This window comes from Priestia endophytica DSM 13796 (assembly GCF_900115845.1).
GTDB classification, from domain to species: domain Bacteria; phylum Bacillota; class Bacilli; order Bacillales; family Bacillaceae_H; genus Bacillus_I; species Bacillus_I endophytica.
The window spans coordinates 803,698-817,478 of sequence record NZ_FOXX01000001.1; the positions used below are offsets into that span (position 1 = coordinate 803,698).

The 13,781-nt window shown below is 35.4% G+C and carries 18 protein-coding genes; 3 read left to right on the top strand and 15 right to left on the bottom strand.

The annotated features are described in order from the left end of the window. The first annotated feature begins 84 nt into the window (after positions 1-84). Positions 85-363: a YtzH-like family protein gene (locus BM012_RS04085; RefSeq protein ID WP_061802252.1), complete on the top strand. Its 279-nt coding sequence runs from the start codon at positions 85-87 to the stop codon at positions 361-363. Here the strand turns inward: BM012_RS04085 and BM012_RS04090 are convergent. From BM012_RS04090 to thpR, 5 genes are all read right to left on the bottom strand, one after another. Beyond that, positions 358-1,134 (bottom strand): phosphotransferase family protein, encoded by a 777-nt coding sequence (locus tag BM012_RS04090; RefSeq protein WP_026009468.1) that lies wholly within the window; start codon positions 1,132-1,134, stop codon positions 358-360. The genes BM012_RS04085 and BM012_RS04090 overlap by 6 nt on opposite strands. A gap of 268 nt (positions 1,135-1,402) precedes the next feature. After that, positions 1,403-2,350: a nuclease-related domain-containing protein gene (locus BM012_RS04095; RefSeq protein ID WP_061802253.1), complete on the bottom strand. Its 948-nt coding sequence runs from the start codon at positions 2,348-2,350 to the stop codon at positions 1,403-1,405. Positions 2,351-2,487: 137 nt separating this feature from the next. Then, on the bottom strand, positions 2,488-3,180 hold the full coding sequence (locus BM012_RS04100) for an LrgB family protein (protein WP_061802254.1): 693 nt from the start codon (positions 3,178-3,180) through the stop codon (positions 2,488-2,490). Continuing rightward, positions 3,177-3,572 (bottom strand): CidA/LrgA family protein, encoded by a 396-nt coding sequence (locus BM012_RS04105; protein ID WP_061802255.1) that lies wholly within the window; start codon positions 3,570-3,572, stop codon positions 3,177-3,179. Before BM012_RS04105 ends, BM012_RS04100 begins: the two co-directional genes overlap by 4 nt. Further along, entirely contained in the window at positions 3,569-4,141 is a 573-nt protein-coding gene (thpR, locus tag BM012_RS04110; protein WP_061802256.1) for an RNA 2',3'-cyclic phosphodiesterase, read from the bottom strand. Before thpR ends, BM012_RS04105 begins: the two co-directional genes overlap by 4 nt. A 174-nt stretch (positions 4,142-4,315) precedes the next feature. Here thpR and cysK point away from each other — a divergent pair, with 174 nt between their 5' ends. Next, positions 4,316-5,236: a cysteine synthase A gene (gene cysK / locus BM012_RS04115; RefSeq protein ID WP_113715269.1), complete on the top strand. Its 921-nt coding sequence runs from the start codon at positions 4,316-4,318 to the stop codon at positions 5,234-5,236. 51 nt (positions 5,237-5,287) lie between these two features. Here cysK and pepV read toward each other — a convergent pair whose 3' ends face one another. Continuing rightward, positions 5,288-6,664 carry a dipeptidase PepV gene (gene pepV, locus BM012_RS04120; protein ID WP_061802258.1) on the bottom strand — a complete coding sequence of 459 codons (1,377 nt, stop codon included), beginning with the start codon at positions 6,662-6,664 and terminating at the stop codon, positions 5,288-5,290. A 308-nt stretch (positions 6,665-6,972) separates the two neighbouring features. On the opposite strand from pepV, the gene BM012_RS04125 reads away from it, so the two are divergent. Then, positions 6,973-7,194: a DeoR family transcriptional regulator gene (locus tag BM012_RS04125; RefSeq protein WP_019391145.1), complete on the top strand. Its 222-nt coding sequence runs from the start codon at positions 6,973-6,975 to the stop codon at positions 7,192-7,194. Between the two features lie 140 nt (positions 7,195-7,334). Here the strand turns inward: BM012_RS04125 and BM012_RS04130 are convergent, their stop codons facing one another. From BM012_RS04130 to BM012_RS25790, 9 genes are all read right to left on the bottom strand, one after another. Then, positions 7,335-8,174: an MBL fold metallo-hydrolase gene (locus BM012_RS04130; RefSeq protein ID WP_061802259.1), complete on the bottom strand. Its 840-nt coding sequence runs from the start codon at positions 8,172-8,174 to the stop codon at positions 7,335-7,337. Between the two features lie 64 nt (positions 8,175-8,238). Continuing rightward, positions 8,239-10,641 carry a heavy metal translocating P-type ATPase gene (locus BM012_RS04135; RefSeq protein WP_061802260.1) on the bottom strand — a complete coding sequence of 801 codons (2,403 nt, stop codon included), beginning with the start codon at positions 10,639-10,641 and terminating at the stop codon, positions 8,239-8,241. Positions 10,642-10,717: 76 nt separating this feature from the next. Further along, positions 10,718-10,924, bottom strand: a complete 207-nt coding sequence (gene copZ, locus BM012_RS04140; RefSeq protein ID WP_061802261.1) for a copper chaperone CopZ — start codon at positions 10,922-10,924, stop codon at positions 10,718-10,720. A 14-nt stretch (positions 10,925-10,938) separates the two neighbouring features. After that, positions 10,939-11,265, bottom strand: a complete 327-nt coding sequence (locus BM012_RS04145; RefSeq protein WP_061802262.1) for a metal-sensitive transcriptional regulator — start codon at positions 11,263-11,265, stop codon at positions 10,939-10,941. 148 nt (positions 11,266-11,413) lie between these two features. Next, the gene (locus BM012_RS04150) at positions 11,414-11,605 is read right to left on the bottom strand and encodes a YezD family protein (protein WP_019391140.1); all 192 of its coding nucleotides are present in this window, start codon (positions 11,603-11,605) and stop codon (positions 11,414-11,416) included. Between the two features lie 241 nt (positions 11,606-11,846). Beyond that, positions 11,847-12,272, bottom strand: a complete 426-nt coding sequence (locus BM012_RS04155) for an RrF2 family transcriptional regulator (RefSeq protein WP_040056948.1) — start codon at positions 12,270-12,272, stop codon at positions 11,847-11,849. Between the two features lie 179 nt (positions 12,273-12,451). Further along, complete coding sequence (gene ssuE / locus BM012_RS04160; RefSeq protein WP_082802467.1) at positions 12,452-12,997, bottom strand: NADPH-dependent FMN reductase; 546 nt, start codon at positions 12,995-12,997, stop codon at positions 12,452-12,454. A 17-nt stretch (positions 12,998-13,014) separates the two neighbouring features. Continuing rightward, positions 13,015-13,341, bottom strand: a complete 327-nt coding sequence (locus BM012_RS25785) for a hypothetical protein (RefSeq protein WP_061802264.1) — start codon at positions 13,339-13,341, stop codon at positions 13,015-13,017. After that, positions 13,286-13,714, bottom strand: coding sequence for a riboflavin kinase (locus BM012_RS25790; RefSeq protein ID WP_061802265.1), 429 nt, complete (start codon positions 13,712-13,714; stop codon positions 13,286-13,288). Before BM012_RS25790 ends, BM012_RS25785 begins: the two co-directional genes overlap by 56 nt. Positions 13,715-13,781 lie beyond the last annotated feature (67 nt).

Below are 13,781 nucleotides of genomic sequence, written 5' to 3' on the forward strand. Positions count from 1 at the left end.
TTAAATTTTTAGTTGTTGATATATCGCATAAATGTGTTGATAAAGATAAAACTAAAGGCACTACGTAAAGAAAAGGTGATACTTATGCCATTGAATTATCAAAATCAGCTTAGTGTATTAAAAGATATTCTTTCAGAACATCAAAGTGACTGCTGTGGAACTGTTTCGGAATGTGAGCAAATGGAGCGTCTCGCTAAATCAATGCTAGCAAATGCGCAGACGAAGGAGGAAGTTAAAAAAACCTTAGAAAACATTTATTACTATTCACAGGCTGGGAAAGGAAGCAGCGAGCTTAATCAATATATCCAAACAAATCAAGCTAATTTAACCCAATGGATGGACGAACTTCACACTTTATCATGAAACAAGCTCGCTGAGGTGATGATGTAATCTATTCATTTCTCGTTCATCTTGGCAGTCTTTATGTGACTGCATAAGAGAGATCATTTGGCTGATGGCATACCACTTCATTCGGTGTTCTAAGTCATCAGTCATTTCTGCTCCATATTCTTCGAGCCATTCTCCCCACTCTGATTTTGGAATATAGAGGTAAAAAAGTAATCCTAAATCAATAGCAGGATCTGCAATCATTGCTTCGTCCCAATCAATCAGGTACATCTGTCCATTTTCTCCTAACAGCCAGTTGTTATGATGAACATCACAATGACAAACTCCATAACGAATCGTATGAATGTTTGGTAATTCACGCTGTAGATATCGAATACCTTCTTGAACTGCTGGAATTGCTAGTAGTTCATGATCGATATGCTGATATAAACTTTGTAAAAGTTCATCTGGACGCAACGGCGTTTTACCTAATCTTTTTAACATGTCTAACAGTTCTTGAGAATAATGGATTTTACTGAGCAGTTTTGCCACTTTTGTTGAAACCATATCACTTGGTTTTAGTTCTCGACCATTCAACCAATGTTGCGCAGTAATAACATCTCCATTTTCCATTCTTCTTGTCCATACAAGTTTTGGAACAATTCCTTCTGCTGAAAGCATAGCTAAAAAAGGCGATGAATTTCGCTTTAAAAAAAGTTCCCGATCCTGAAACTTCGCAAAATAAGCATCTCCTGTTGAGCCGCCTGCTGGCGTTATCTTCCATTCACTTCCTAATATATGTTCCAACCAGTTCACCTTCAATTTCAACACACACATTTCATTTAGAAGTTTAGAAATAAAAAAGACAGCTACCTGAGGATACACAGACAAGTAGCCATCCTTTTTTGATTTTATCCTCAAATATCTTTTTTCGTCAAGTAAAACTGACAGATAAACAAGAATAGTTGCAGAAGTTTTCTCTTATTTTATGTTTCCACACGTAAATTAGGCCTTATCGTATCTCTATTAATGTAACCTGAACAAATATGAATTAAACGTAGCTTACAATAACGATTTACTCTTCTTCTTTGGTAACAAGTGTATTTTGAGTGCTTGTTAGCAGTGCTTTGGCTGCCTTTAGCTGCCCATGCTTCAAAGGAGTTGTTAGCATTCTAAGTTGATCAAACCATTCTCCATAATTTCTCCGATCAACAAGCATCGTATCATGGGGAACAATAGGACAGTCAAAATATCCTTTTCGATTTAATACCACTTTACGTACAGGAAAATCGCAGTTTGCTCGCTCATAAAGTTTTTGAACAATAAGACCTGTTCTATTTAAACTAATAAAAGGATTTACAATTTTCTTTTCGTCTTCTCCGTCTAAGTATTTCCAAAAGCGTCCTTGGTTATATTGAAAAATGCCATTTTCCTTTCCTTCAACAATAGAAATACAAATTGTTTCAAGTGGACTAATTAAAATAAGATCTGTTTCAATTGGCGCTTTTTTAAGCTTAAAAACAGGATTATATAAGAGTAAATAATTATCAGGAAAGCGTTGCAAAAAGTATTTCAAATGTTCGTTATAATATAAAGAATGAGGTATTGCTTGAGATGTTAGAACAGTTGAACTTGCCCACTGCGTTTGGAGTTGAAAAAGATTGTCTAAAAATAAAATTTTTAGATCCTCGATTGTTTTTGGTTCTGTTGTGAAATGACGAAGTGACTTTTCAAATATTTTCTCTTCTGTCATCACAGGCTCGTGTTGTTCTTCCACCATTACTTCTTCATTTTTTCGTTGAAATAATGTTTTTATATTATTTAAAAAAGAACTCTTTTCTTTTGCTTGGGCCTCTGCTTCTTCTGTAATCTCTTCCTCAGCAATTAAAGATTCTCCTTTATCAAATGCCGATCTTATTAACTCCCAGTTTCTTTTCTTCAATTGAATATAGTGACTAGGATATTGATAAATATCTTGCTCATAGCGTGATATATAGTCTTGTAGTTTAATTAACTGTGCCATTTTGTTCTCGTCTCCCGAGCTGTTATATTTGGACATTTTGTTTCCATAATCATGTTAAATTACCCATTTTTATCATTTTACAAGTACTTTTATTTTAATATTAAATACAGGGACGGAACAAGATTTATTTCGTTATGCTAAGCATTCAAAATAAATGAAATGGCTGCTGGACACAGAAGAACAGTAACAACAGCACTCAACGTCATCGCAACAGAACTTATGGCTCCTTCCTCTTCTCCAAGTTCCAAAGCTTTTGCTGTTCCAATTCCATGGGCTCCTGTACCAAATGCAGCTCCTATTCCAACAAAATGATTCACATGACAATATTTTAACAATATGTTTCCAAACACAGCTCCTGATATTCCTGCAATCATTACATAAACAGCTGCAAGCGATGGAGAACTCTTTGTCATCATTGCAACGTCCATAGCAACAGGAGAGGTGACAGACTTCGGGGCTAACGCTTTAATGAATGTCGAGTCAATATGTAATAAAACACTTAAATATATGCCACTAAATATTCCTACAAGCGCGCCCCCAATAACACCTAAAGAAAGAGAAAAACCGTATTTCTTTAAAATATGCTTATTTTTAAATAATGGGTATGCTAGAGCAACAACGGCAGGACCTAACAGCTCTCCAATCCACTTCCCACCAACCATATACTGTTTGTAATCTATATGATAAAACAAGAGCAGCACAACAAGGATTAGTGTTGTAGTTGCTGTTGGAACAAGGAGTGGAAATCGATATTGCTCATAAACACGTTTCATAAGTACATAAATTACTATTGTTGCTAAAATGATAACCGTTGCCCAGATCACATTCATCTTGATACCTCTCTTTCCCCTGTTCTTGTTACCTTTTCTTGCTTTCTAGCAAAATATTGAGTTAACAATCCTGCTGTCATCATAACGAGAAATGTACTGATAATAACGATAAAAATTGTAAGAATACCTTTTGAAGCAAAGAACGGTAAATAATCAATAATCCCAACGGTTGCCGGAACGAATAAAAGGGAAAGATAAGAAAGCAACCAATTCGCTCCTTCACTTACCCATTTTGCTTGTAGTAGTTTGAACTGTAACAACAAAAACAATATGAGCATCCCTACAATACTTCCTGGAACAGGAAGATGAAAAAACGAAGCTACAAATGTACCGGATTTATACAAAAAGTAGAGGAACAAAATTTGAAGAGCTATCAAACTAAAATGTTTCATAGCTCTTCTCCCCTATTTAAGGAAAAATTTTGAATTATTTCGTATTTAGGAGTTCTAGATGGATTAATTTTAATAAGCTGATATTCTGCTACATCCCATGATAAACCTTGGAGATCATTGTTTTTTATAAGTCTTTCTTCGATACCTTTATCTCCTTCATTAAATCGTTTAGCTAATGTAATATGAGGACGATACGGTCTTGATTCAAGTTTTTTTCCACTTTCTTCACAACTAGTACGAACAACTTGTTCAAGCTGGAACAGATTTTCCTCATGATGAACACCAAGCCAAAATACGCGAGGTTTTGATTCCGATCCAAAAACGCCTGTTTCAAATGTTACTAATTTAAAGGAGGAAACATTTTTACTGTTTTCTTCAAGCTGTTTAATTAATAACGCCAAGGTTTCATCACTTGTTCCCCCTAAAAAAGCAAGGGTAATATGATAATCTTCCTCATGAACAAACTGTTTAAATGGAAGCTCTTTTTTATACTTTTGCACCCATGCCTTAACTTGTTCGTTAATTCCTTTAGGAAGTTTAATTCCAATAAAATAGTGAGAAGATGACATTCCGCTTTTCTCCTTTTATAATGAATTAGTTTTTTTTACTTTACCGCAATTTATGAAAAGACTACAAGGTGGCTTTTCGTAAGAAATTAAAGATATGTTATAGTAATATTATATTTAATAATCTTATTTACATACAAAGTGATTGAGGTGACAGTAGTGAAAGTAGCCAACAACATGGGAGAATTAATTGGAGAAACTCCCCTTGTGAAGTTAAACCGCTTACAGCCAGCAAATGGAGCGTCTGTTTATCTAAAGTTAGAATTTATGAATCCAAGTAAAAGCGTAAAAGATCGGGCCGCTTATAATATGATTATTGAAGCAGAGAAAGCCGGATTGTTAACTGCTGATTCTGTTATTATTGAACCTACAAGTGGAAACACGGGGATTGGTTTAGCGATGAATGCTTCAGCAAGAGGCTATCGTTCTATTCTTGTGATGCCAGATACAATGAGCCAAGAGCGAATTAACTTATTAAAAGCATATGGTGCAGACGTTGTGCTTACGCCTGGTGAAGAAAAAATGCAGGGATCTATTCGAAAAGCAGAGGAGCTTGCTAAAACTATTCCAAACTCTTTTATCCCAATGCAATTTAAAAACCAAGCAAATCCAGATGCCCATCGTAATACAACAGCACCTGAAATTATAAATGCGCTTGATTCTATTGGAAAAAAACTTACCGCCTTTGTTGCAACAGCAGGAACAGGTGGGACCATTACTGGTACAGGTGAAGCATTGAAAAAACATGATCCAAATATTACAGTTCATGTTGTAGAACCAGCTGGTTCCCCTGTTCTATCAGGAGGTAAACCAGGACGTCACAAACTCGTTGGTACAAGCCCTGGTTTTATTCCTGAAACACTTCATCAAGATGTTTATGATGAAATTTTTAAAATTAAAGATGAACAAGCATATGAGATGGTACGTAGCCTTGCTTCTCAAGAAGGAATCCTTGTTGGTCCATCTTCTGGAGGAGCATGCTTTGCAGCAATTGAAGTTGCTAAACGTTTATCTCCTCAGGAAGTTGTTGTCTGTATTGCTTGTGATACAGGAGAACGTTATTTATCAACAGACTTATTTGATTTTGAAAATGAATAATAAAAAAGATAGAAGAGCATTCTTCTATCTTTTTTATTTTGTTATAATTTTTCACTTTGCTAATTCATATAGTGCTTGAGCATAAATGGCTGTTGCTTTTAGTAAATCTTCTATATCCATATATTCATCTTTTTTATGTGCAACATCTTCTCGTCCTTGAAATAAAGGCCCAAAGGCAACGCCAGCTTTCAGTGCCCGTGCATATGTACCTCCTCCAATAGCTAAGAGCGTTGCCTCTTCTCCTGTGCGTTCTTCATAAACGCGTTGCAGTGTTTGAATAAGTTGATGATCTTTTTCAACATGATGTGGAGGTGAATCATCAATATTTTCAATTGAGAATGTTTTTTGATCAATTCCTTCAATAATGGTGCTTGATTGTTGTGTAACAGGATAACGAATGTTGAGGCCAAATTTCCCTTCTTCATCTTCCTTATAGCGAATAAGACCAATATTTACGGTTAACGGACCGCTTACTTCATCCTTATATGCGATTCCTAGCTTTTCTCCGTAATAATCCCCACAGAACATCTGCGCTCCATACTGAACAAATTCATTTGCTTTCTCATCTAATGTAAGAGTTGAAAGAAATTCGCACATTTTAATCCCTGCGTTAATCCCTTGTTCAGGCATGCTCCCATGTGCTGAAATCCCTTCAATTGTCAAAAGCACTTCTTCTCCCTTTATCGTTACGTGACCACTTAAATTTTCGCCCTCTAAAAAGGTATGAAAAGATTCTTCTTCAAAGTTTTCTAGAGCTAACAAGGCTTCTGCATAATCAGGAACCATATTATAACGCTGCCCTGATGTCAGAGACTTTAGCACTTTGTCTCCCTTCTCATCTTTTTTCTGGATAAGATCAAAATCCATAATACCCTTCTCAGCATGGATAATAGGGAAATCGGCATCTGGAGCAAACCCAATCCCTGGCATCTCTTCATGAGAAAAGTAGTGATCAACACAGCGCCAGTTACTTTCTTCATCAGTTCCAATAATCATTCGAATTCGCTTTGACAAAGGTAGCTCAAGCTCTTTTAAAATTTTGATTGCGTAGTAGGCTGCCATTGTTGGACCCTTATCATCAATTGCTCCTCTCGCATAAATTCGACCATCCTTCACAACTGCTCCAAACGGTGGAACAGACCATCCATCTCCTTCAGGAACCACATCAATATGACAAAGAACGCCAATTAATTCTTCTCCTGAACCGTGCTCAATATGACCTGCATATCCATCAACGTTCTTTGTAACAAATCCGTCTTTATTTCCAGTTTCTAATAAAAAGTGTAGTGCTTCTGCTATTCCTTCTCCAAACGGCGCTTTCTCCGTTCCTTCTTCTAATACACTTTTTATTTTTAATAGCTCTCTTGTATCTTCAATAAGTTCATTTTTTCTACTCTCTACTTCTTGAACCCAATCAATATTTTTCACTTTTTTCAGTCCTTTCCTATGTAAATCTTCCCTTTCATTATACCTTTTTATAAAAAAGAAATTAAAATAAAGCGTTTTAGAAGATTCCACTCATATATTTCAGAAAATTCATTATAATTAAAAATAAGAAATGAAAATGGAGGTGACTTCCTTCAATATTACATAATTGTTACGCAATTTTGTAAATGTTGTGTTAATTTATGCCTTTTGCTTTTCAAATGTTTGTGTGTTTGTGTACAATAGAAGTGTAGTGGCATTATCCAATCAGCAAAGCGTACCATGTTAAAATCTGATAAGGAAGTGGTTGTTTGAAACCTGCAACGAATCGAATGCTAACTCGCATCAAATCAGTTTACATGTTCATTAGTCAAAAAGGTACAGTAACGACTCAGGAGCTAGTAGACGAATTTGGGATTACTCCACGGACTGTCCAGCGAGATTTGAATGTATTGGCATATAATGATTTAGTTCGCAGTCCTGGTAGAGGAAAATGGACGGCTACAGAAAAGAAAGTACGAGCATCATCTTAACTACAAAAATAAAAATAACGAAGAAGCATGATATTGAAAAAAACAGCATACGTTTTTTTCTGCTTGTAGACCACTGCCTTCTGGATAAAGAATGGCACTACAAGCTTTTTTTATGCGCCCTTTCATATAAAAATCCTTTTTTACTTCCACTCTATATTTAATCCTACCCCAACTTCTTTAACAATCCCTGTCCTAGCAAGTGCTATTTTAGATTGAAGATCTGTACAATGACATGGATATAATGACTGAAGTTCTAGCTTTTCTAAATAACTTACTGTTTTCTCAATTCTGTTTTCAGATGGATTTAGAAGATGAAACCCTCCGATTACACTTATAACTCGTTCTTCTTCACACACCATTTTTGCTTGTTCAATAATATTGCAAAGTCCAGAATGAGCACAACCAACAATTACAACAAGGCCCTCTTTCGCTTTATACACAAGGGCTGTGTCATCTACTACATAATCATCTTCATACTGCTCCTCAATGATTACACTCCCAATTGGTTCATCTTCTTCGAAGTCAAACTTTCTGTCAATTTCTCCTAAGAACACAAGCTTCTCTGTTAACCAAAAAGGCTCTCTTGATAGATGCACAGGAAAATGATAATTCACCTTTTCCTCTGATAAGAGACTGCCGATTTCACCTTCTGAAGGAAAGAGCTTGCTATTAAAAACAAGAGGGTGTCCAATAACAGTTGGAATTGTATGATCTATTTTTTCTCCTTTTGCCTCCATAAACAACCTCACAAGATCTGTTAATCCCCACGTATGATCAATATGACCGTGTGATAATGCAATATAGTGTAACTTTCTAAGGTTAATTCTCATTTTTTCAGCATTATGAATAAATGCATGTGAATAACCTGTATCAAATAATATTCTTTTTTCTCTATCTTCTATAAAAAAAGATAGGGCAGGTTCTCCTATAAAATAACGATCAATGTATGTATTATTATCAACTAGTACCCTTAAGTTCATTACTTCTCACCCTTTTTTACTTTATTATACAAAAAAAAGAGGAGTAAAAAGCACTCCTCTTCCTTTATAATTTCAACCTTTGTAATCTTAGAGCATTAATTACAACAGATACAGAGCTAAACGCCATTGCAGCTCCTGCTACCCATGGAGCTAGTAATCCAGCTGCTGCAATTGGAATTCCTAATGTGTTGTATCCAAACGCCCAGAATAAGTTTTGTTTAATATTTTTAATTGTTTTGTCACTAATAAATAAAGCATCTCCTATGCTATTTAAATCTCCTCGCATAAGGGTAATATCTGCGGCTTCCAGCGCAACATCTGTCCCTGTTCCAATCGCCATCCCGACATCAGCAAGGGCAAGAGCAGGAGCATCATTGATTCCATCTCCTACCATGGCTACAAAATGTCCTTTTTCTTTCAGCTTTTGTACTTCCTTGGCCTTTTCTTCTGGAAGTACTCCTGCAATAACATGTTGGATTCCAACTTGCGCTGCAATTGCTCTAGCCGTTCTTTCGTTGTCACCTGTTATCATAAAAACGTGTAATCCTTGATCTATAAGACGCTGTACAGCTTCTTTTGACGTCTCTTTTACTGTATCTGCCACAGCAATAATTCCTTCATATACTCCATCAATGGCTACAAGCATCGCTGTTTTTCCTTCTTCCTCAAGCTTGCTCATATGCTCTTCAGCTACTTCAATGTGAATACCATGTTGAAGCATAAGCTTACGAGTACCAACAAGAACTTTTCTTCCTTCTACAGTTGCAGTAATCCCAAACCCTGAGAGAGATTCGAATTGTGAAACAGAACAGAGCTCAATTTTTCTTCCTTCTACTTCTTCTACGATAGCCCCTGCAAGCGGATGTTCAGATTGTTTTTCAGCTGATCCTGCTATCCGTAGAAGTTCTGTAACTTTCATTTTTCCACGTACTAAAACATCCGTTACTTTTGGTGTTCCATTTGTAATTGTACCTGTTTTATCAAGAATAACTGTATCAATTTTATGGGCTGTTTCTAAATATTCGCCACCCTTAAATAAAATACCGTATTCTGCTGCACGTCCAGATCCTGCCATAATTGAAGTTGGCGTTGCTAATCCAAGAGCACAAGGACAAGCAATCACAAGAACAGCAATCAGCGCTTCTAAAGACGGTGCAAACTGTCCTGGTTCAACCCAGATATACCAAATCAAAAAGGTTACGATTGCAATACCGACAACAATAGGTACAAAAACTCCTGAAATTTTATCAGCTAAGCGCTGAATAGGAGCTTTCGAACCTTGAGCTTCTTCAACAACTTGGATAATTTGAGCTAGCGCTGTTTCTTTTCCAACTCTAGTTGCTTCTACTTTTAAAAAACCATTTTTATTAATTGTGGCTCCAATCACTTTGTCGCCAACTTTTTTATCCACTGGGACGCTTTCCCCTGTAAGCATTCCTTCGTCTATGCTTGACTCTCCAGCAATAACTTCCCCATCAACAGGAATTTTCTCTCCTGGTTTAATATATAAGATATCCCCTTTTCTTACGTCATCAATAGATATTTCTATTTCTTTCCCATCGCGAAAAATAGTGGCTGTTTTTGCTTTAAGACTCATCATTTTCTTGATTGCTTCTGAGGAACGTCCTTTTGCTTTTGCCTCAAAAAGTTTTCCTAATAAAATGAGCGTAAGTAAAACCGCACTTGTTTCATAATAAAGCTCAATGTGATGACTTCCTGATGAACGGAGAGTCATATATAGAGAATAAAAATAAGCAGCACTTGTTCCTAAAGCAACAAGCACATCCATATTTGCACTCTTATTTTTTAATGCTTTAAAAGCGCCAATATAGAACTGCCCGCCAATAATAAATTGCACAGGCGTTGCTAATGCAAACTGAAACCATGGATTCATAAATAAATCTGGCACAGGAAGAAAAGAAGTAAAAGAAAAATGGCCGACCATCGTCCATAAAAGTGGCAAACTTAATATAAGCGAACCCCAAAACTTCATCTGCTGTCTTTTTAAAATTTTTTCACGATAATCCACATTTTCCGTTTCTTCTTTGACTTTAGCATCATAACCAAGTTTTCTTACTTTTTCAGTCATATCTGATGGTGATAGAGTATTTTTGTTATAAACGACTGTTGCCGTTTCAAGTGCAAAGTTTACAGTAGCGTCTTCTACGCCTTCTAGTTTGTTCAACCCTTTCTCAATCCGGTTTGCGCATGCTGCGCATGTCATTCCCATTAGTACAAGCTCTGTTTTTTCTTTTACAACCTCATAACCAAGCTTATTCACTTTTTCTTCAATTTGATTTTCGTTTATTTCATCTTTATTATACTTTACTGTACACAACTCTAACGCAAAGTTTACATTTGCTTCCTCTACCCCTTCTAACTTTTTTAATCCTCTCTCAATCCGATTTGCACATGCTGCACATGTCATTCCGCTAATAGACAAGGAAGCTTCTTTATACGTTGTCATATTATCCCCCCACATACCCACGTAGGGTATATACTTTTTAAGAAAAATAGCGCACGAGATTTCGTACGCTATTTATTTATTTTACATCATAGCCTTGGTCGTCAATTGTTTCTTTAATTTCATCAAGAGTTGCTTTATCTTCATCAAATTCAACTGTTACAGATTTTGCATTCAAGTTCACGTCTACTTTTTCTACTCCATTAAGTTCTCCAACGCTACCTTCAATTGCTTTTACACAGTGGTTACATGACATACCTTCAACATTTAAAGTTACTTTTCCCATGTTCTCCATCTCCTTTATTTCATTAATCTCTTCATTGTTGTTAATAGCTCATCAATAATTTCTGGATCATCATTTTTAACACGTTCTACCACGCAATGTTTTAAATGACCTTCAAGCAATATTTTACTAACACTATTTAAAGCTGATTGAGCAGCTGCGATTTGTGTAATTACGTCATCACAATACGTATCTTTATCAATCAATCCTTTAATGCCACGAATTTGGCCTTCAACGCGATTTAAGCGACTTGTTAAATTCTTTTTTACTTCTTCAGAATGATGACTTCTTCGCTCAGTTGAAGTATGACAAAGATTTTCTTCTACAATTTTCTCTTCTTTCAATTATTCTCCCCCTTTCTATTTCGAGATTAACATACCCCCCCTCCCTATGTAAAGGATAAAGCTTCTATTTTTTTATCTTCCCTTTTCTACACCTTTTTATCTATAAAAACAAAAAATAAGAGCTTTAGCGCTCTTATTTTAAGCTATCTTATTTAAATTTCACTTCTTTTAACTTTCCTGTTTGTTGTTTCTTTTGTAGAGGAAAACGCTGCTTTTCTAATCTGTCAATTTGAGTAATTTGTGAATCATGAACAACAATCTCCACCGAACCATATTCAATGCCTTGAAGTGATTGTACAATACGATCAATCCACTGTTGGTCAATTTGCTTTTCTCCCATAGAAAATCCCTCCAATTTTAATCTCGACTATTTCAGTCGAGTTTTAATTAAAAAAGACTCCTTTCATCTACATACCATTAATTGGAATTAGATAAGAAGGAGCCTTTAGTTGTCTAATCGGCATCTTTTAGTATGTAGTTTTATAACTTAGTAATTCAATTGGTTTTGTATGATTAATTGGATTATAGCCTATTCATGAAATGATGTCTACCTGTTTTCTAAAAAAAGACAAAATTTGTAGTTAATTTAATTGTATAGGTTTTAAATTTCCTTTTAATAGATCATCAAGCGTAGTTTGTTCAAGTACATATGCAATTGTGTCTCGAACAAGAGTCCAAAGTGGCTTTAATAAGCAGGTCTTTTCAAGTGCACATGGTTCATAAGCTGTTACACTAGCACAGCTCATTGGAGAAAGAGGTCCTTCTATTTTTCGAATGACTTCACCAATGTTAATGTCTTCAGGCTGTTGACTTAAGAAGTAACCTCCGTGTATACCACGTTTACTCTCTACATATCCTAGTTTCTTAAGGGTAAGTAAAATTTTTTCTAGATATTTTACTGTAACAAGTGTTGCATCAGAAATATCGCTGATAGACATAAGTTCTTTCTTCTGCCCAAGAACAATAAGAGCACGTAGTGCATACTCACCTTTACTGGAGACTTTCATATTCCCACCCCTAAAACTTACTATACCTATCGGAATTAGTATAATTATATCTATTTTCTGATTTATTGTCTACCTAAAATAAAGCTCTAAATGTAAAAAAGTCGTTAAGAATTTCATCTTAACGACTAAAGAAGAACATCTCGTTTTCATATGACGTGTATAAAATAAAGCACACTTTATTAATTTACAGGAATGGTACGTTTTGCTTCATTAATAGATAACGCTAATAACTTATCAATACGTTCTCTTATCTCATCTTCAATAGTATAGTGTTCATTGCTTATTTGCTCCACTTGTGTGTCTATAACATAGGCTCCGCTTAAAATATTTGTTGCTCCAAGGGCTGATAATACAGGCTTTAATGCATAATCAATAGAAAGTAGGTGTCCAAAAGAACCTCCTAGTACAAGTGGAACGACCGTTTTTCCCTCTAGTCCTTTCTGTGGTAACAAATCTAAATAAGTTTTTAAAATACCTGTATAAGCAGATTTATAAACAGGTGTCAGTACAACAACAATGTGAGCATTTGCTACCTTTTCGTTAGCCTTTATAATTTCTTGGCTATGAAAATTAGCTGAAATCAAATCCTCCGCAGGTAAGTCTGAAACAAAAACTGTTTCAGTTGAAACATTCTCTTTCTTAAAATACTGCTCTGCTTTATCGAATAATCCTTTTAAACGTGATTTCTTACTGTTTCCTCCATAGATGATCACTGCATTTGTCATATTATTATCTCCTTTCTTTAATACTTGCTTAATGGATTTTCTTCAAGGATATTTAAAAAATCATGAAACTTTCTTGCTAACCCTCCTTGCCCAAATTTCAAATACTTTGTACTTCCTTTTTTTATCCCTTTTTCTTCAAGATAATTTAAAAATGCTAATAAATAAATACGACGAGAAAGAATATTAATAACACCGTGATTATAAAGCCAGTCTTCAATTGTATTAAATGTACCTCGATTAAGACCGTACCTTTGATAGCACCAATTATAAAAATGTACATTCGGTAAGTTAAGATATTCGCTTGTTTTGATCGACACTTTTGCTTCTGAAGACAGCTCCTGCATATTCTTTATCCTCCTTTATTTGTGTAAGAAGTGAGTGAAGTGAAGTGAATTTTTGTTCAGCGCGGATGTAAAAAAGAGGAATGCATTTTAAATGTTGACCATATAAGTCTCCTTCAAAATTTAGGAGGTGAATTTCAATTGTATGTTTAAGGTCAAAGCCTATCGTTGGTTTGAATCCTATGTTCATAATACCTTCGTACTTTTTGGAATTTAAATGAACTTGCACACCGTAAACCCCATTTTGAAGCGAGGGAGATGAAGAAGCTACATTAGCTGTGGGAAATCCAAGCTTTCTTCCAATCTTCATACCATGAATTACTTCTCCACCAAACTCTTGTTTATTAATCCACTGTACATTTTTCTTAATTTCCATCCTTATCACCCTTTCCTTTGAAATAAGAAAAGGCCTTTGATGCGTAGTATCTACACACCAAAGGCCT